This window comes from Serratia entomophila (genome assembly GCF_021462285.1).
Lineage (GTDB): Bacteria > Pseudomonadota > Gammaproteobacteria > Enterobacterales > Enterobacteriaceae > Serratia > Serratia entomophila.
The window spans coordinates 3,359,729-3,377,146 of sequence record NZ_CP082787.1 but is presented as its reverse complement, the minus strand read 5'-3'; the positions used below and the strand labels follow the sequence as shown (position 1 = coordinate 3,377,146).

18 protein-coding genes and 1 tRNA gene are annotated in these 17,418 nt (G+C 55.6%); 16 read left to right on the top strand and 3 right to left on the bottom strand.

Features of this window, described 5'->3' with window-relative positions:
* Positions 1-88 precede the first annotated feature (88 nt).
* The 16 genes from KHA73_RS16405 (at position 89) to KHA73_RS16330 (ending at position 14,945) form a co-directional block, all read left to right on the top strand.
* Positions 89-409: a phage holin family protein gene (locus KHA73_RS16405; protein WP_234591305.1), complete on the top strand. Its 321-nt coding sequence runs from the start codon at positions 89-91 to the stop codon at positions 407-409.
* Entirely contained in the window at positions 396-842 is a 447-nt protein-coding gene (locus KHA73_RS16400) for a lysozyme (RefSeq protein ID WP_234585448.1), read from the top strand. The genes KHA73_RS16405 and KHA73_RS16400 overlap by 14 nt, the downstream gene beginning before the upstream one ends.
* 81 nt (positions 843-923) lie before the next feature.
* The gene (locus tag KHA73_RS16395; RefSeq protein WP_234585447.1) at positions 924-1,313 is read left to right on the top strand and encodes a hypothetical protein; all 390 of its coding nucleotides are present in this window, start codon (positions 924-926) and stop codon (positions 1,311-1,313) included.
* The gene (locus KHA73_RS16390; protein WP_234585445.1) at positions 1,310-1,702 is read left to right on the top strand and encodes an HK97-gp10 family putative phage morphogenesis protein; all 393 of its coding nucleotides are present in this window, start codon (positions 1,310-1,312) and stop codon (positions 1,700-1,702) included. Before KHA73_RS16395 ends, KHA73_RS16390 begins: the two co-directional genes overlap by 4 nt.
* A 43-nt stretch (positions 1,703-1,745) precedes the next feature.
* A complete protein-coding gene (locus tag KHA73_RS16385; protein ID WP_234585443.1) occupies positions 1,746-2,201 on the top strand; it encodes a phage tail protein in 456 nt (151 codons plus the stop codon).
* Positions 2,202-2,283: 82 nt separating this feature from the next.
* A complete protein-coding gene (locus KHA73_RS16380) occupies positions 2,284-2,649 on the top strand; it encodes a phage tail protein (protein WP_234585442.1) in 366 nt (121 codons plus the stop codon).
* A gap of 17 nt (positions 2,650-2,666) precedes the next feature.
* Positions 2,667-2,888: a hypothetical protein gene (locus KHA73_RS16375; RefSeq protein WP_234585440.1), complete on the top strand. Its 222-nt coding sequence runs from the start codon at positions 2,667-2,669 to the stop codon at positions 2,886-2,888.
* Entirely contained in the window at positions 2,881-5,172 is a 2,292-nt protein-coding gene (locus tag KHA73_RS16370; protein WP_234585439.1) for a phage tail tape measure protein, read from the top strand. The genes KHA73_RS16375 and KHA73_RS16370 overlap by 8 nt, the downstream gene beginning before the upstream one ends.
* On the top strand, positions 5,169-5,504 hold the full coding sequence (locus KHA73_RS16365) for a phage tail protein (RefSeq protein ID WP_234585438.1): 336 nt from the start codon (positions 5,169-5,171) through the stop codon (positions 5,502-5,504). The genes KHA73_RS16370 and KHA73_RS16365 overlap by 4 nt, the downstream gene beginning before the upstream one ends.
* An 8-nt stretch (positions 5,505-5,512) precedes the next feature.
* Positions 5,513-6,265, top strand: coding sequence for a phage minor tail protein L (locus tag KHA73_RS16360; protein ID WP_234585437.1), 753 nt, complete (start codon positions 5,513-5,515; stop codon positions 6,263-6,265).
* 2 nt (positions 6,266-6,267) lie between these two features.
* On the top strand, positions 6,268-6,984 hold the full coding sequence (locus tag KHA73_RS16355; protein WP_234585436.1) for a C40 family peptidase: 717 nt from the start codon (positions 6,268-6,270) through the stop codon (positions 6,982-6,984).
* Positions 6,985-7,009: 25 nt separating this feature from the next.
* Positions 7,010-7,435 carry a lipoprotein gene (locus KHA73_RS16350; RefSeq protein WP_234585435.1) on the top strand — a complete coding sequence of 142 codons (426 nt, stop codon included), beginning with the start codon at positions 7,010-7,012 and terminating at the stop codon, positions 7,433-7,435.
* 50 nt (positions 7,436-7,485) lie between these two features.
* A complete protein-coding gene (locus KHA73_RS16345) occupies positions 7,486-8,085 on the top strand; it encodes a tail assembly protein (RefSeq protein WP_234585434.1) in 600 nt (199 codons plus the stop codon).
* A gap of 58 nt (positions 8,086-8,143) precedes the next feature.
* Positions 8,144-11,725 carry a TipJ family phage tail tip protein gene (gpJ, locus tag KHA73_RS16340; protein WP_234585433.1) on the top strand — a complete coding sequence of 1,194 codons (3,582 nt, stop codon included), beginning with the start codon at positions 8,144-8,146 and terminating at the stop codon, positions 11,723-11,725.
* Positions 11,726-11,775: 50 nt separating this feature from the next.
* The gene (locus KHA73_RS16335; protein ID WP_234585432.1) at positions 11,776-12,939 is read left to right on the top strand and encodes a tail fiber domain-containing protein; all 1,164 of its coding nucleotides are present in this window, start codon (positions 11,776-11,778) and stop codon (positions 12,937-12,939) included.
* Positions 12,936-14,945, top strand: coding sequence for a phage tail fiber protein (locus KHA73_RS16330; RefSeq protein ID WP_234585431.1), 2,010 nt, complete (start codon positions 12,936-12,938; stop codon positions 14,943-14,945). Before KHA73_RS16335 ends, KHA73_RS16330 begins: the two co-directional genes overlap by 4 nt.
* 146 nt (positions 14,946-15,091) lie before the next feature.
* On the opposite strand, the gene KHA73_RS16325 is transcribed toward KHA73_RS16330, so the two are convergent.
* The 3 genes from KHA73_RS16325 to yejM all read right to left on the bottom strand — a co-directional run bounded on the left by KHA73_RS16325 (position 15,092) and on the right by yejM (position 17,417).
* The gene (locus KHA73_RS16325) at positions 15,092-15,334 is read right to left on the bottom strand and encodes a DinI family protein (protein ID WP_234585430.1); all 243 of its coding nucleotides are present in this window, start codon (positions 15,332-15,334) and stop codon (positions 15,092-15,094) included.
* A 146-nt stretch (positions 15,335-15,480) separates the two neighbouring features.
* Positions 15,481-15,557, bottom strand: a tRNA-Pro gene (locus KHA73_RS16320).
* 78 nt (positions 15,558-15,635) lie between these two features.
* A complete protein-coding gene (gene yejM / locus KHA73_RS16315) occupies positions 15,636-17,417 on the bottom strand; it encodes an LPS biosynthesis-modulating metalloenzyme YejM (RefSeq protein WP_234585429.1) in 1,782 nt (593 codons plus the stop codon).
* Position 17,418 lies beyond the last annotated feature (1 nt).

The window sequence follows — 17,418 nt, the reverse complement described above, 5'->3', positions numbered from 1 at the left end:
ACCCCGCTTCGGCGGGGTTTTTCGTTTCGGGAATAAGCAATGAAATTTTCCTGCAAGAAATATTGAATTACCGATATTAGGGGCGGTGATAACTATGCCGTGGAAAAATGAACCAAACATTCTTTCAATGCTGCTTGCTTTTGGCATGACGTTGCTGGGAGCGATCGCCGGCTATTCCTTCAAGGTATTGAATGGCGAGGCCTTCAGCTGGAGAACGTTGTTTTTGCAGCTGTTCGTATCCATCTTCGCCGGTTTGACCATGGTGATGATCGCGCTGCATTACGACTGGCCATCCGAAGTGATGGGCGGCGTGTGCGGCATGGCCGGCTGGTCGGGGGCATCGCTGATCAAGGCGCTGGAACGCCGATTTCTCAATAAAGCGTCAGGGGGAAACCATGAAAATAAGTGACGAAGGGATTGCGCTGATTAAGCGTTTCGAAGGTGTGCGGCTGCAGGCGTATCAGGATCCGGTCGGCGTATGGACGATTGGCTATGGCTGGACTCAGCCGGTTGCGGGGCGGAAGGTGAGCGCCGGCATGAGGATTAGCTCGGCTATGGCCGACAGCCTGTTGCTATGCGGCGTTGTTCAATTTGAACAGGGCGTGAGCCGGTTGGTGAAAGTGCCGATCGCGCAGGGGCAGTTCGATGCGCTGGTGAGCTTTGCCTATAACCTCGGCCTGCGCGCCTTAGGCGATTCGACGCTGCTGCGCAAATTGAATGCCGGCGATCGACAGGGGGCCGCCGCCGAGTTCGGCAGGTGGGTGAATGCGGGCGGTGTGCGGCTCGATGGGCTGGCTGCCCGGCGCGCGGCGGAACGCGCGTTGTTTTTATCCTGCCCCTGAAGCCGCAGCCTGAACACTGCCTGCAGACCGGGTGCGTCTGCAGAACTCTTCGCCCGCCAATACTATGGAGGCTTTACCCACATGATTGAAGATGAACTTCACACCTCGCTGGAGGGGTTAACCCGCCTGCCGGTTTACCCGCTGATGCTGCCGGATCCCGGGCTGGAAGGTGTGACCTACCAGAAAATCAGCGACTTGAAGCTGAATGCCGGCCTGGTCGACACCTCGCTGGTGCAGAGCCGTTTTCAAGTCGTGCTGTATGTGATCGACGATTACCCCCGATTAATCGCCCTGGACAGGGCCGTTCTGAGCGCCTGGGAAGGGGTTCAGCATGGCCATATCGGGCGCTGGCCGGTACAGGCGGTAACGCGCAGCACTATTTTGCAAGGCGCCACGACGCTGGCCGATAAGCGAGTTCAATACCGCATGGCGCGAGACTACCTCATCACTCATTCCGAGGTGGCGGTGTGATCGCGATTAACGTTTCCGGCATGGCGGAGCTGACCCGCCGGTTGGCAGCGATTCGGCGCGATGTCGCCAATCAAATTCTGCCGCATGCCGGCCATGCCGCGTTGGCGCCGGTGCTCGGCGCCATGCGGCAGAGTGCCGAACAAGGCGCGCCAGCAAGCGGCCTGCCGCTGAGCGCCGGCATCGCGATACGGCCCGCCTTCGCCGGATGGGACAGGGTGACGCTGCGCGTCGGCCCCAGCAAGCAACATTACCAAACAGCGCTGGCGCAGGAGTACGGCACGGCGACGCAAGCCGCCGCGCCGTTTATCCGCCCTGCGCTGGATCACCACAAAAACCACGTGTTACGCATCCTGGCGGCCAACATCCGCTATGGCATCGAAAACCGGTAGCGACCGCTACCATCCATCATCAAAAAAGAGAGAGAGAAAAATTATGGCTGATAAAACTTCGCCAGAATACGCCATGCTGCCTGCCGGCACTATCGTCAAATGGGGCACCGTCGGGGCCGCGCCAACGGCGATGAAGGCGCTGACCAACTGTAAAGCGGTAGGGGAAATGGGGCAAACCGGCGGTTTTGTCGACTGCACCACGCTGCTTGATACCGCCAAGCAGTTCATTTCCGACCTGCCGGAAGGCGCGGAGAAATCCATCGGCTTTATCGACGACCCAGCCAACGCAGATTTTGCAGCGCTGCTGAACGCGGCGGACAACCGTGAAACGGTGCAGTTCTACGTTGAGCTGCCGAATGGCCGCACTTCCACCTCCATTCTGTCGCTGTCCGGCTGGAAAATGAATGAAATCACCGCTCCGGCGAGCGAAGTCATTCAAATCACCGTGCAGGGCAAGCAGAACCGCAACACCTGGGGAGCGGTAACGCCAAAGGTGTGACGCACTGACCACCGCGCCGCAGGCAAGCAGCCTGCGGCAGCTTTTTTACAGACCAGACATTATTGAATAACAAGGTATACCCATGACTGAGAAATACGATCTGAAAGCGCTGAAAGCGGCGTTGCTGAAATCCGACGACCACGTGTTCGAAACGCAAATCTTTGGCGCCAAGGCCTTTATCCGCCGCTTGAAGGCTGCGGAACTGCAGGAAAACGAAGACGGCATGCAGGCCGCCATCGACAGCGGCGACATGAGCAAGGCCGCGAAGCTCAACGTTCAGCTGCTGCTGTCTTGCCTGATGACGCCGGACGGCAAGCGTATCCCGGCCAGCGCCTTGCCCAGCGTGGACGATCTGCTGGCGGCGCACGACAACCCGACGCTGGTCGAAGCCATCGGCGCCGTCAAGCGCCACGCGGTCGGCAGCCTGGAGGAAGCGGAAAAAAACTGACTGACTCGCCCTGGCTGATGTTGGTGTTCCAACTGGCCGATCGCTGGGGTGAGTCGGATCCTCGCAAGATCGCCGCAATGCCGGCGCAAATCCTGAATCACTGGCGGGCATACTTCAAACTGCAAGGCATGACGGCCGATGCGGCGGAGCGTGCCCCCGTTCATCAATCCGGTCAGCCCGCGCAAAGCAGTATTGATATGCAGTGTGCTGACGTTATGCGAGTGCTGGGAAATGGCTGATACCGCACTGTTGGTCGTCGGGTTGCAACTGAATGACACCAACTTTAAAAACAAACTGACGGCGGCTTACCGCACCGCCGGTGAACAATCCGCCAAGTTTAACCGCCAGGCGCAGCAGGACGCCAAGAAAACCGACGAGGCGTATCAACGCATCGGCGGCACGCTTGGCGGCCTGGCAGGCAAACTGGCGGGGCTGGCCGGCGTCGAGCTTTCGCTGCAGGGGCTTGCCGCCACCTCGCGCCAGTATGGGCAGGCGCTCACCGAGCTTTCGTCGGTAACCGTCGCCGCGACGGCGCAGATGAAGCAGCTGGACGAAGCGGCTCGCCAGGCCAGCAGCGCTTCCGGCGAAGGCGGCAGCCGAACGGAGGAGGTGTTGAAACTGGCCGCGGGCCTGAACGACAGCGCGGCGGCCTGGCGCGATCAGGCTGCGGCGGCGAGCGGGGCGGCCCAGGCAACGGCCGGCGTCGGCGCCGCATCCCGCGTCGCCAACGTGGCCCTGGGTGCGCTTGGCGGCCCGGTTGGCGTCGCCATCCAGGCGGGATTGGCGATGCTGTATTTCCATGAGCAGAACCAATTGGCTCGTAAGTCGGCTTTGGAATTGAAAGATGTGGCGGTCGAGACGGCCGAAGATCTCCATAAGTTATCCAAGGCAAAACTCGCCATTAAAATTGACAGCTTCGACGAGCAGTTAAGCACGCTTGGAGAGGAAAAAGCCAAGATTGAGAGTCAGTTGTCGCGTTTGAGCGATACCCGTCTTGCTGGGCTGGAACGCCGTCGCAAAGGGATGCTGGGATCCCTCTACTCTGATCCGAAAGAGCTGAGGAAAGAGCGGAACGTCTTACAAGGGCAGTTGGAAGACGCCATTGAGAGCGAGAAAGCGATCCGGCTTCGGCGAAACAACGCCGTTAATGCACAGAATGGTAACGGCAGCCATGTTGAGACCAAACCTGATAATCCTAAGGGCTATCAAACAAGTGCCACTCCTGTTAGTCGTATTTTCAATGATAACGGCAAACAGCAGGCTCTTGATCAGTACCAACAGCTGCGCCAGGAGATCGAGCAGGCGCATCTGAGCAGCCTGGACAAAATCACCCGAGACGAACAGAGCTCGCAAACCAAACTGGCATCAACGGCCAAGGCCGCCGGCGCCAGTCAGGCGGAGGTGCAGCGCGCGATGGCGCTGAATGCCGAGAGCTATCAGCGGCAGCGCCAACGGCTGGCCGAGCAGTACGCCCCAGGGCAGGCGACGGTGCGCAAGGAGCAGGAGGCCAGCAAGGAGCTGAAAGCGCTGTATGACGGGCGGTTGCTGACCGAACGCGAATACCAGACCGCCAGCCAGATGCAGCGGCAAGAAACGACGCGCCAGCGGCTGAAGGCAGAAACCGACGCGCTCGCTGCGCCGCGCCTGAGCATCGCCGGCGATGTGGATCCTGCCGCCCGCCTGAGCAATCAACTGGTACAGCAGCAGGCGCAATATCAGGCCTATTATCAGCAGGGCTATCTGGATAAACAACGCTACGAACAGCTGATGCAGGCGGCGACGCAGGAATCGACGGACGCCCAGTATCAGCAGGCGCTGAGCCTGTACGGCGGCCAGAACCGCGTACACAAAATGGCGCTGGGGCTGGTGGATATGACGCGTGAGCGAACCTCCGGCATGATGTTCGATTTGCTGACCGGCACGCAAAATTTTAAACAGAACATGCTTGGGCTGTTCTCCTCCATTACCCAGTCCGTGGTTCAGCAGCTGATCGATATGGCGATGCAGGCGCTGTTGACCAGAACCATTCTCTCCACGTTTATGAACATCGGCGGTGGCCTGCTGGGCGGCGCGGCAAGCGCCGGTGCAGGCGCCGCCGGTTCCGGAGCGATGGGCATGCCGACCGGCTGGCAAGGCTATGTTCCCAACGCCAGGGGCGGGGTCTATACCTCGCCTTCGCTGAGCGCTTACAGCGGGCAGGTTGTCAGCAGCCCAACCCTGTTCGCCTTCGCCAGAGGCGCGGGTTTGATGGGCGAAGCCGGGCCGGAAGCCATTATGCCGCTCAAGCGTGGAGCGGACGGTTCGCTGGGGGTGCAGGCTAACGGTATTACGGGAAATTCATCGCTGATTAACGTCGGCATCACCATCAATTCAGATGGTGTCAACCAGGTGCAGGCTACCGGCGGCTTTGAGTCCGCCGGCAACGACATTGCCAACTATGTCGACCAGCGTTTCCGGCTGTTGCTGAATAGAAGCCTGGGCCAGGGCGGGACGCTGAACAGAGCCATTAAGGGGGGCAGATGAAATTACAAACGTTCCATTTCCCGGCGCGGGTTGGTACCTCCGGAGATTTTGAACCGGTGGTGAGAACAACCCAATTCGGCGATGGGTATGCACAAAGTACCGGCGACGGAATCAACGGTGAAAAAGAGAGCTGGCCATTAGTGTTTGTCGGCGTGTGGGATGAAATCGTGCCGATAGTCAGGTTTCTGCGTGAACATAAAGGGTATCGCTCCTTTAAATGGCAAAACCCGATGTTTGAGCTGGGCCTGTATCAAGCCGGCAAATTTACGGTGCAGGCCAGCGGAGCCTATTTCTCTCTGTCCGTTACCTTTAGCCGCGCCTACTGTCCATAGGATTAATTATGTCGATAAACACCGATCACCAGCGTCTGGAGCCTGGGAGCAAAGTGCGTCTGTTTGTGGTGGATGGCACTGGGTTTAACGGGCCGGATCTGTATTTTCATAGCCATACGATCCCTCATACCGCAGAGGATTTGGCGGCAGCCGGGGACGATCCCGGCAAGCTGTTGGCTAAATCTATCTGGTGGCAGGGGCGGGAGTACAAACCCTGGCCGGTAAAGGTCGAAGGGCTGGAGGTTACGAGCGACGGCTCGGCGCCTAGCCCTACGTTATCCGTCAGCAATATCGACGGCACTATCGCCTCTCTTTGTCTGCATTATCAGAATATGGTTCAGGCAAAGGTGATCATTCGAGATACTTACGCGCATTATCTGGATGCCCGCAATTTTCCCGAAGGCAATCCGGAGGCCGATCCCACCCAGGAAAATATCGATACCTGGTACATAGATAGCAAGCAAAGCGGCAACAGCCAAGTCATTGAGTTTGCGTTATCTTCGCCGGCGGATCTGCAGGGGTTAATGATCCCGACGCGGCAAATTCACAGTCTTTGCACCTGGTGCATGCGCGGGCAGTATCGTGGCGCATCCTGCGGGTATACCGGTAGCCAGTACTTTGATGCCGATGGTAATCCAGTCGATGATCCTTCGAAAGATGAGTGTTCGGGGTTGCTGTCTACCGGCTGCGAACCACGTTGGGGGAAGGGGAATCCGTTGCCGTTCGGCGGCTTCCCCGGCTCCGCGTTACTGAAGAGGTAGCCATGCGCAAGTACATTGTCAGCGCCATTTTGGCGCATGCCGAGGCTGAGTATCCTTATGAGAGTTGTGGTGTGGTTGTGCAAAGCGGCCGCCGGCAACGCTATGTGCCCTGCCGCAACCTGGCGCCGGAACCGAGCGAGCAGTTCAGTTTGGCGCCAGAGGACTACGTTGAGGCGGAGGACAGCGGTGAGGTTATCGCTATCGTTCACAGCCACCCGGACGCCACGACACAGCCCAGCCAGCTCGACCTGGCGCAGTGCGATCTGTCACAGGTGCCGTGGATCATTGCCAGCTGGCCGGAGGGAGATGTCCGGCAGATCATGCCGACGCAGGGGATAAAACCGCTGCTGGGAAGGCCTTTCGTTCACGGCATTTGGGACTGTTATGCTCTGGTGCGCGATTGGTATGCGCAGGAGCGCGATATCACCTTGCCCAATTTTGAGCGCACCGATTGCTGGTGGGAGCGTGGCGAGAATCTCTACATGAAGCATTACGCCGAGGCGGGCTTCGTGCTGGCTTCGGGCGAGATGCAAAGTGGCGACGTGGTTATCATGCAGGTGCGTGCCGATGAGCCTAACCATGCGGCGGTATACCTGGGCGAAGGCGTCATCATCCACCATATGTACGGCCGCCTTAGCCAGCGCGTCCCCTATGGCGGTTACTGGCTGGCGCGAACGATTATCACTCTGCGGCATAAGGGTAATCTGCTATCATCTTGAGTTCCATATAAAAAGGGATGTCAAAATGCGGAAAATCATTTTAGCTATTGCGGGCGCGGCTATTTTATCTGGGTGCTCTACGGAAATTGTTCCTGTAAGCCAGGCTATAAAGGCACCGCCAGAGCGTATTTTTAAATACCAAAACCCCACCAAAGGGGATGCCGTAATGACGGTTGTTCGAGATAGTGGGTTTGTCGGTGGTGGTTGTTTTACAACAGTCTTTTTAAACGGTGAAAGAGCAGCACAACTTGACCCAAAAGAGAAGGTAACCTTTTATGTAAATAGCGGTACATGGGTTGTGGGGGCCTCCCATGAAGGTAAAGCTTTGTGCGCTACGGGGAAAGAAAGGCAAGAACGTGAATTTACCATTAAGCCTAGTGAAGACAAAACTCTGAGAGTGTTTACTGATAATAATGGTAATGTTGATATAAAACCCACAACGGTAAAATAAAACCCCATCCATGATAAGGCCGCTATGCGGTCTTTTTTTATGAGGATAATATGACGAAAATCATCCAAGAATACAGAACAGTACGTTTATATGGTGTTCTGGGGGCAACTTTTGGTCGCGTACATCGCTTGGTAATTGATACTCCCAGAGAAGCCATTAAGGCTTTGTCTGTAACTATTCCTGGTTTTGAGCGATTCTTGCAAACAGCAAAGAACCGAGGGCTGACGTTTGCTGTATTTAATGGGAAAAAAAATATCGATCTGGATGAAATTAAATTTACTGGCAGTGAAGATATCCGAATTGCACCAATGATTATTGGAAGTAAAAAGGCCGGGATCTTCCAGACTATTTTAGGCGCAGTAATTGTCGCCGCATCGGCTATTGGTTACTACTTTGCACCAGGCAATCCCTATTCAACGTACGGCTTCCAAATAGGTGGCGTCATGATGCTTGGTGGTGTCGTCCAAATGCTGTCCCCCATGCCAAATGGATTAGCCCGCCGAGAAGATCCGGACAATAAACCCAGCTATGCCTTTGGCGGGCCGGTTAACACTATTGCGCAGGGTAACCCGGTGCCGATTGGTTACGGCAAACGCCGGGTCGGTGGCGCAATTATTTCAGCCGGCATTTACGCCGAAGATCAACAGTAAGTTTTGAATAAGCCATTGACCCGCCGCGTGCGGGTTTTTTTATGCCTGGAGAAATACGATGGTTATCAGCGGTAATAAAGGGGGGAGCAATAGCGTAACCACCCCGACGGAATCGCCGGACTCCCTGCAATCCACCTCCTACGCCAAAATCTTGTTGGCGCTGGGTGAGGGGGAGTGGCAAGGCGGCCTGGACGGCACGAATATTTTCCTCGACGGCACGCCGCTGATTAGCCAGGACGGCACGGTCAACTTCCCAGGCGTCAAGTGGGAGTTTCGGCCAGGTACGCCGGATCAGGAATACATTCAGGGTATGCCCGATGTCGAGAACGAAATCAGCATTGGCGCGGAGTTGACCGGCAAGGGCCCCTGGGTCCGTTCGTTGACCAATCCTCAGCTTTCTGCGTTTCGCCTGCGCTTTTCCTGGCAGCAGCTGCAACAACAGTTGGATAACGGTGATGTGGTGGGTTACCGCATTAATTATGCGATAGATGTTGCGACGGACGGCGGCGCCTACCAGGAAGTGTTGAATACCGCTGTCGATGGTAAGACCACCACCAAATATGAGCGCAGTCATCGTATTGATCTGCCGAAGGCAACCACCGGGTGGCAGGTGCGCGTCCGCCGTCTGACGCCTGACAGCACCAGCAACCGCATTGCCGATAAAATGATGATCGAATCTATCACCGAGTTGATCGACGTGAAGCTCTGTTACCCGGATACCGCGTTACTGTTCGTGCAGTTCGACGCCCGACAATTCCAGAATATTCCGGCCGTAACCTGTGAACCTAAAATGGGGATCGTACGCGTTCCCACCACCTACGATCCTATTGCGCGGTCCTATACCGGCATCTGGGACGGATCATTCAAGTGGGCCTGGAGCAACAATCCGGCATGGGTGTTTTACGATCTACTGGTCAACGACCGTTACAGCATCGGCGAGCGCATTAAAGCTGAAAATCTGGTGATGACGAAGTTCGATCTGTACGCCATTGCGCAATATTGCGATCAGCTGGTGCCGGATGGACGGGGCGGTAATGGCCTGGAGCCGCGCTTTCTCTGCGACGCCTATATTCAGTCGCAGGAGGAAGCCTGGACAGTATTGCGTGATTTCGCGAACATTTTCCGCGGCATGACTTACTGGGCCAAAAGCAGTATGAACGCATTGGCCGATATGCCCCGCGATCTGGATTACATCTATACCCGTGCCAATGTGAAAGACGGTGAGTTCAGGGACTCCAGCTCGAGTGAGAAGGCACACTACAGTACGGCGATGGTCAGTTGGGCCGATCCTGCGAATGGTTACCAGGATTCTGTGGCGCCAGTATTTGAAAACTCACTTATTCGCCGTTATGGCATTAAACAGGCGGATATTACGGCGATCGGCTGTACTCGCGAAACGGAAGCTATCCGCCGCGGGAAATGGCTGTTGCTGACCAACGACAAGGATCGGGTGATTAATTTTACCGTCGGTATGGACGGTAATATTCCACTGCCGGGCTATATCGTCGGGGTGGCGGATGAAACTTTCGCCGGCCGGCCGCTCGGCGGCCGCATCAGCGCCGTTTCCGGCCGCAATATTACCCTTGATCGTGAGTCGTCTGCCGCCGTCGGTGAGCGTCTGATCGTTAACCTGCCATCGGGTAAATCTCAGGCCAGAACCATTCAAGCTGTGAATGGCAGTACCGTCACGGTTACCACGGCATACGCTGAGACGCCGGCCGCGGAATGCGTATGGGCGATTGATGCTACCGACCTGGCTATACAGCTGTTTCGGGTAACCGGCGTGACTGAAAATGACGATGGCGTATCCTTTGATATTACGGCTATCGAGCATGACCCGGGCAAGTATACCCGGATCGATACAGGTGCGCGTATTGAGGATCGCCCCATCACGGTCATCCCTCCAGGGGTACAGCCACCACCGAAGAATGTGGCAATCGGCAGTTTCTCAACGGTGAATCAGGGGATCGCAATTACCACCCTGCGCATAACCTGGGAACCGGCGGACAATGCCATTGCGTATGAGGCGGAATGGCGGAGAGACAACGGCAACTGGATACCGGCCGCCAGAACGTCGGCGCAGGGTTTCGAGGTGCCGGGCATATACGCCGGTCGCTATCAGGCCCGGGTGCGTGCGGTTAACGCTGCCGAGATTTCCAGTATTTGGGCCAATGCGCCGGAAACCATACTCAAGGGCAAAGAAGGCAAGCCGCCGGTGCCGGTCGGGTTCAAGGCCACTCCGCTGCTGTGGGGGATTCAGCTCGACTGGGCATTCCCAGCCGGCGCCGAGGATACGCTGAAAACCGAGATTCAGTACGCGGATAACGCAGCGGGCCAAAGCGCGCTGTTGTTGGCCGATATCCCGTACCCGCTGCACACGCACAGCATGACCGGGCTGAAGGCGGGCCAGACGTTTTGGTTCCGCGCGCGGCTGCAGGATCGCACCGGCAATCAGGGCGACTGGACCGGCTGGATCGACGGACAATCGAACGCCGATGCCGGCGATTATCTGGAGAACATCGGCGACGGACTTCTAACCTCGAAAGACGGTGAACGCCTGGTCGGCGATATCGATACCAATATCGAAGGCATCCTGCAGAATGCGCTGGCCAATAACGCGACGGTGGAGCAGCAGTGGGAACAGTTTGGCTCGGTGCGCGCCGATATCCTGGTGGTGAAAACCACGGTTGCGGAAGTCGATCGCGGGCTGGCGGAGATGAAAACCCAGGTGCAGGCGCAGATTGACGACGTCAGCGCAGTGCTGGAGGACAAGCTGACCGCCACGGTAGACGCCGATGGCGCCACGGCCATTCATACGTTGAAAGCGGGCGTGCGGGTGAACGGCGTCTTCTACAATGCCGGCATGTCGATCGCGGTATTGGCGGAGGCCGGCAGGCCGGTCACGACCCGCGTCGGGTTTAACGCCAACCAGTTCGTGTTGATGAGTGGAAGCGGCGGCACACAATATTCGCCGTTTGCCGTCGTTGATGGTCAGGTGTTTATCAGCGATGCGTTTATTCGTAATGGCACCATTGATAGCGCCAAGATCGCGCAGCATATTCAGTCATCAAATTGGATAAGTGGCCAGCGCGGCTGGGCGATAAATAAAGATGGCGGGGCCGAGTTCAACAACATTACCGCTCGCGGGACGATATATGCAAACACCGGTGAGTTTAAAAACGGTGTTATCGGTAACTGCCGGATCCTTGAAAACTGTTCTATTGAGGGCAAGCTATCCGCCGCTAATATCGAAGGCGCGATTATGGATGGTTCCATGCTCACCTGGACGGGGGTACATACCAATGCAAGCAGAGTATTGCGCTTTGGCGGTAATAATGTCATCCCGGTTCGCGTTTTTGGGCAGATTCAGATAACAAGAAGAGGAAATAACGGCGCGCATGGTTATGGTGGCGTGCGTCAAAACAGAACGGACGGCGGATATTTGCCCGAGACGATAATAAGCTCAGGGTATAATCAGCCTTCTGTCTCGGTCGTCTATGTCGACATTTCTGCGGGAAGAGGAGAGTCTGTTTTTTGGCACTTGGCTGCCGGGGAATTAAACCAAGGTTCGAATCAAAAAACATCTTTCTTGGTGAATATTTTTACTACTCCGCAATATACGGCATTTCGCTTGGAATAATCTTCGTTTCCTTGGCGAGGGTTTAATTGATTTAAATTAGGAGAATACCAATGCCAGCAGGCACTCTTACCCTAACAAACAACTCCGTAATAGTAAAAGGCAGCGGTACGGCGTTTAACACCGAGCTAAAACCCGGCGATATGATGGTGAGTATCGTCGGCGGTGTCACCTATACGCTGCCGGTGAAAACAGTGGATAGCGCCACGCAGGCGACGCTGATTAAGGCCTATGACGGCCCGACGCAGGCCGGCGCCGCATGGCATGCCGTCCCGCGAGATGCGATGAATGCCATCACTGCCCAACTGGCGGCCGAGACCGCCAAGGCGCTGCGCGGCCTCAACTTCGATAAAGACAATTGGCAGCAGGTATTTAGTGGTAACGAAAACATTGCCGTTAAATTACCAGACGGCAGTACCTTTACGGGGCCATCCTGGAATAGTTTTACCGCTTCGCTAAGTAATAAAATAGATAAAAAAGTCTCTACAGCGCAGGAAGTTAAGAGCCCGTTGTCGCTGTTGGGATCTTTAGTTATGGGGCCAGCGGCTAACCTTGATGTTAGTGGTTTTTCTCGCTTCAGAAAGTCGACCACCTTTGATGACACTATTTGGTCGCCAAAGGGGATAAAGATCGAGGGGGCGGATAATGACAACGTAAATCCTGCTATCAGCATTTCTCGGAAATATACTTCTGGATCAGGTACCGTTGATGGGGGTGGGGTATTTTGTCGTTTGACTGCACAGAATACGGAAAAGGTAGCAATAATGTCCGTCCGTCAGGAGATCAATGTGACGGATTACATGTTTTTATCATACCGTGATTTTCGCGGTTCGTGGCATGAGGTTCGCTTACAGAACAATGGAGACTTTAACAACCTCACCGGAAACTGGGTTACCGGTTCAGACCGGCGAATTAAAACTGAAGTCGAAGAAGTTGAAAATCCCCTGGAATTAATTCGTGGCCTAAAACTTTACACTGGAAAACGCGATGGCAAACCATTCATCGGTGGTATTGCTCAGGAAATAGAAAGGAAATTACCTCAGGTGGTTGCTGAGGGGGGGGCTTTGCAGTTACAGAATGGTGAAACTGTTGAGAGAGTAAAGTCTGTCGATTATTCAACGTTGGGTTATGTGGCAGTGGCAGCACTTAATCAGGCACTGGATAGAATTGACCGGCAAGATGAGTTAATCAAAGAACTAATGGAGAAATTACAATGACATTAATCAGCGGTGTATTAAAGGGGCCATATGGCGATCCCCGTTCTGGTGTAACTATTTCGATGCGCGCAGTAAAAACATCGTCAACGGTATTGGGCTTGGCAAAATCTCAGTCTGTGACTGATGACGCTGGTAAATATTCCCTGTCTGTGGAACCAGGGGGTTATGACGTCATTATTTCGGTCTACGGCTCCCAGCCGGAGCGAGTGGGCAGCATCGAGGTCTATAACGACTCTTTGCCTGGGACGCTCAATGATTTCTTGCGTCGGCCGGGGGAAAATGACATCACACCGGAGATTGTTCAAACCGTCGATCGTCTCCGTGCGGATGCTGCAGCTTCTGCCGGCAAGTCTTCGGCATCTGCCGCAGCGGCGAAAGCCAGTGAGCAGAATGCGGCAAAGAGTGCAGCTCAGGTCGCGACTGCTTTCGATAATGTGCGATTCAAATTCCCGGAAAATAATACTAATGCTGCAGCATGGTTCCTGCTTGGGCGATTTAAAAACGCCGGTCAAAATGGCGTGGGTATTGCGATTGATTTTTATGGTTCAAGTGGTTTTAACGGTTTTACGTATAACGCCGGTATATCGCGGTTAATGTTAAGAACGGGTAATCTTGTCGCCAGCGATACGACAAATAAGGTCAATCGCATTGGCGGGAATTTTATCAACGATACTGGGACCATGATTTCTGATATTCAGGTTATCGAGTCTAGCCGTGACAATTACGATATTTATGTGAAAGTGAACGCCTTTACCATCAACTGTTGGTATCGGGTTGAACAAATTACCTACGCCAATGCAGCGGGATTGCGCTGGGAGCATAAAGCAGAAAAACAATCGGCGGATCCGGTCGGGGTAATGAAAATTGATATGCGCACGGGCGTATCCTTTCCGCAAACGCTAGCGTTACCTGACTATGCATCTGTTGCTCAACCCTCGCTTGCCGGTTTTGGCTCTGGTCCTATCCATACTGCCGACGTATTTGCGAAAGAGAATAAATCTGCGATCCAGCGTTACACCAGCGCGACGGTCAATCGACCAGGTAACGTTTCCGGGGGCGTATTAACGCTGCCGGTGGATGGTGGCCCGTCGTGCTCGTATTTTGCTGCGTCGGCTTCGCGACAGGCATGGGTAGGCAGTTCAGGCACTGCTTCACCTTCATCTATCACCTGGTCTCGGTTATTTAGCACTTCAGACCAGCCAATGGTTGCGGATATTGGCAACATCAAAGATTGGGGATTGAGTAAAGGCGTCACTGCGGCGACAAAAGGCGATTTCAACGCGCAAATGCAAAGTCGACGCGGCTATGTCGCCACCGATCCCGTTGGCAACCCTTTCAAGGATACCGGCACCTATTTCCTTGATACGCGCTCATGGGCAGTTACGCAGACGGGAGCGGATGACAGTTTCAGAACGGTGCAAACCTGCTACGGTTATGGTGTCAGCGCGACTCAGGTTGGCAAAATCGCCGTGCGCAGTTGGAATGGTACCGTGTTTTCGCCGTGGGTCTGGATGTGGTCGGAGGCTAACACTACGGTCGACAGCAACGGCTTTATCAAAAAGGCCTCGCCTATCGCCAGGTTGTCCAATGCGCCGGAGAAAATGCAGCCTGGTTACCTGGACGGCGGTTTTACCCTGGCTGGCTACGCAGCCGTTAACGGCGAAGCCGCAGGGGTCTCGGCGAAACGAATGTCCACTGGCGTTTACCAGATTACCGGTTCGCTGGGGTTATCGGTGGAAGGCTGGACCATCGAAGTGCCCCAGGACGTCAACGGCAACCGTCTGTGCTTTGTAGAAACTGCCATCGACAGCGATGGGGCAATTACGCTGAAGGTCAGCAAACGCCGCTTTGACGTCGATACCGCGGCGATCGTGGCCGGTGAACCGATGGATATTCCGGAGGGCCGCTGGATCGATCTGCGTCTTGCCATGCCTGAACGCGAAATAACCGAAGAACTGCCGCCGGGTACTGCCCAGGCGGAACCGGTAAGCGAACTCAAGGTTTAATCGGATTAACTCCCCGGCGCGGCGTGTGATGCAGCCATTACGCCGCGCATCACGGGGCTGATAGGGACGGGCGGTTAACCGCCCGTTTGGCAATGCAGGGCTCTCGCTGAGTGAGGGCTCTCCCCTGCGAAGGCAGTATGTTCCCGTCAAATATCAGTGACCAGCCACTGATCCGCTTCTTCAAACATCTCTTCCAACATGCGGTTCAGTTTTTCGCGGTCGCTTTTGCTGGCGTCGGAATTCAGGCCGTTGGCCTGCATCGGTTTCACCCGCACTTCCGCGTCCGGAAACAGCACATGCACCCGTTTTTCCAACTCGTTGCGGATAATTTCCGCTGCGTTGGGCAGCCCATCGACGTTGCGCTTGTCGTACACCAATTCTACAAACATGGCTTACCTATAATGCTGATTGAATATACAGTATTTTGCCCCGGCGGTTTGGCCTTGGCAAGGGGAGGCGAGAGAATTTTGCAATGCGGGTCAAAGGCATATAGCAGGCATAAAAAAACCTGCTCGAAAGCAGGTTTTTTTGAATCTGGTCGGCATGAGAGGATTCGAACCTCCGACCCCCGACACCCCATGACGGTGCGCTACCAGGCTGCGCTACATGCCGACGCTATGGAAAATCATACTACCTATTCCCGATGCTAATGCAATAGCCATGTCGCCCGATTGCTTTTGTTTTAAGCAGTTAGTTGGCGATAAAGCGTTTTACATCGGTTAGCACCTGCAACAGCAGGGCAAGCTGCGGTTTTTCGTCTTTTATCTCTTTGTCGTCTTTATCGTACGCACGGTAGTTGCCGTTGTTGTCCAGCACCAGCGTTTGCGTTGGCGTGGTAATCACCAACAGGTTGCTGTCGCCGGTGGCAATCCAGTTGTTGCGGCGCTGGGCGGCAAACAGGTCTTCACCCTGCGAATAATCTTTCGGCGCAGTTTTCACGTGCAGCAGGCGCTGCATCAGCGTGCGCATCACGTCATTATGGCCGGTCAGCTTATTGATGGTCTGCGCCGGGGTGCCTGGCCAGTGGATCACCAACGGCACATGCAGCTGCGGCTGGCTGAAGCTGCTGCCCGCGCCCCATTGCCCCTTGCCGGTATCGTTGAATTCAACGCCGTGTTCGGCGGTGATCACCACCACGGTTTTATCCAGCAAGCCGCGTTGTTTCAGCGTCTCCAGCACCTGGGCTATCTGCGAGTCCACGTCTTGCGCGCCGCTGCGGTAACGCTGAATAAAGTCGGCCGGCGCCGGTGTTTTCGCCCCGTCAGCCGGTTCCGCACCGCTGAAGTTGATATAGGAGAACCAGGGCTCTCTGCTGCCCTGATCCGCCAGCCAATGCTGCCACTGCTGGGTGGTCATCTCGTCGCTTTGCTTGGCGGGCGCCGGCAGCGAGAAGTCGGTCAGCAGCGCCTGGCGATATAGGCTGGCGTTAAAGCCGTCAGACGAAAACAGGCCGAATTGGTAACCCTGATCGCCCAGTGCGTTCACCAGCGCGGAAGGTTTGCGCGCGGCGAGAATGCTGTCCAGATAGGTGGGCGAAATGCCGTAGAACAGGCCGAACAAACCGGTATCGGCATGGTTGCCCGAGCTGTAGTGGTCGCTGAAACGGACGTTTTCCTGCGCGAAGCGCGTCAGGGCAGGCATATCTTGCGTCATATCCTGCGGGCGCATGCCATCCACCACGATCATCAGCAGGTTATAGCCGCTGCCTTTATCGTTGTAGCTGAGGTCGCTGAGCGGATATTCCACCGCCACGGCCTCTGGATTGCCTTGCTGCACCAGGCGCCGTTCATACTCTTGTTGGTCGAGCAGGCCATGCTTCTCAAGGAATTTGCGCGCGGTCATCGGGTACGACAGCGGCAGGTTGGCGCGCTGCATGGTGATTGGGCGATAGAAGTTGGCGTCGGCCCAGATGTAAATCAGGTGCGACGCGAAAAAGGCGCTGATAAACAGCACCGCCAGCGGCTTGCCGAAATGTTGGCGGTTCAGGCTGCGCAGCTTTTGCCAGCTCCAGGTGCCGAACAGCATCTCCACCAGGAAGATGATCGGCACGCAGATGAACATTAACTGCCAGTCGCGAGAGAGCTCGCTTTGATCCGGGTTGACCACCAGTTCCCACACCACCGGGTTAAGGTGAAGGTGGAAATGGGAGAATACCTCGCTGTCGACCAGCAGCAGCGTCAGCCCGGTAGTGGCCAACGCCGCGGAAATAAATCGCAGCAGCCGCTGCGACATCACCACGAAGGTGAGCGGGAAGATCACCAGTAAATAGCCGGCGAACACGATAAAGCTGAAGTGGCCCAACAGGCTGACCAGCGCATAGACTCTGCCCAGCAGCGAAGAGGGCCAGTCGGTGACAAACAGGTAGCGGCTGCCCAGCCCGAGGGCGAGCAAAATATTGAACAAGGCGAACCAGTGCCCCCAGCTAATCATCTGGGAGACTTTTTCACGATAACGCTGACGGTTTGTCACCATA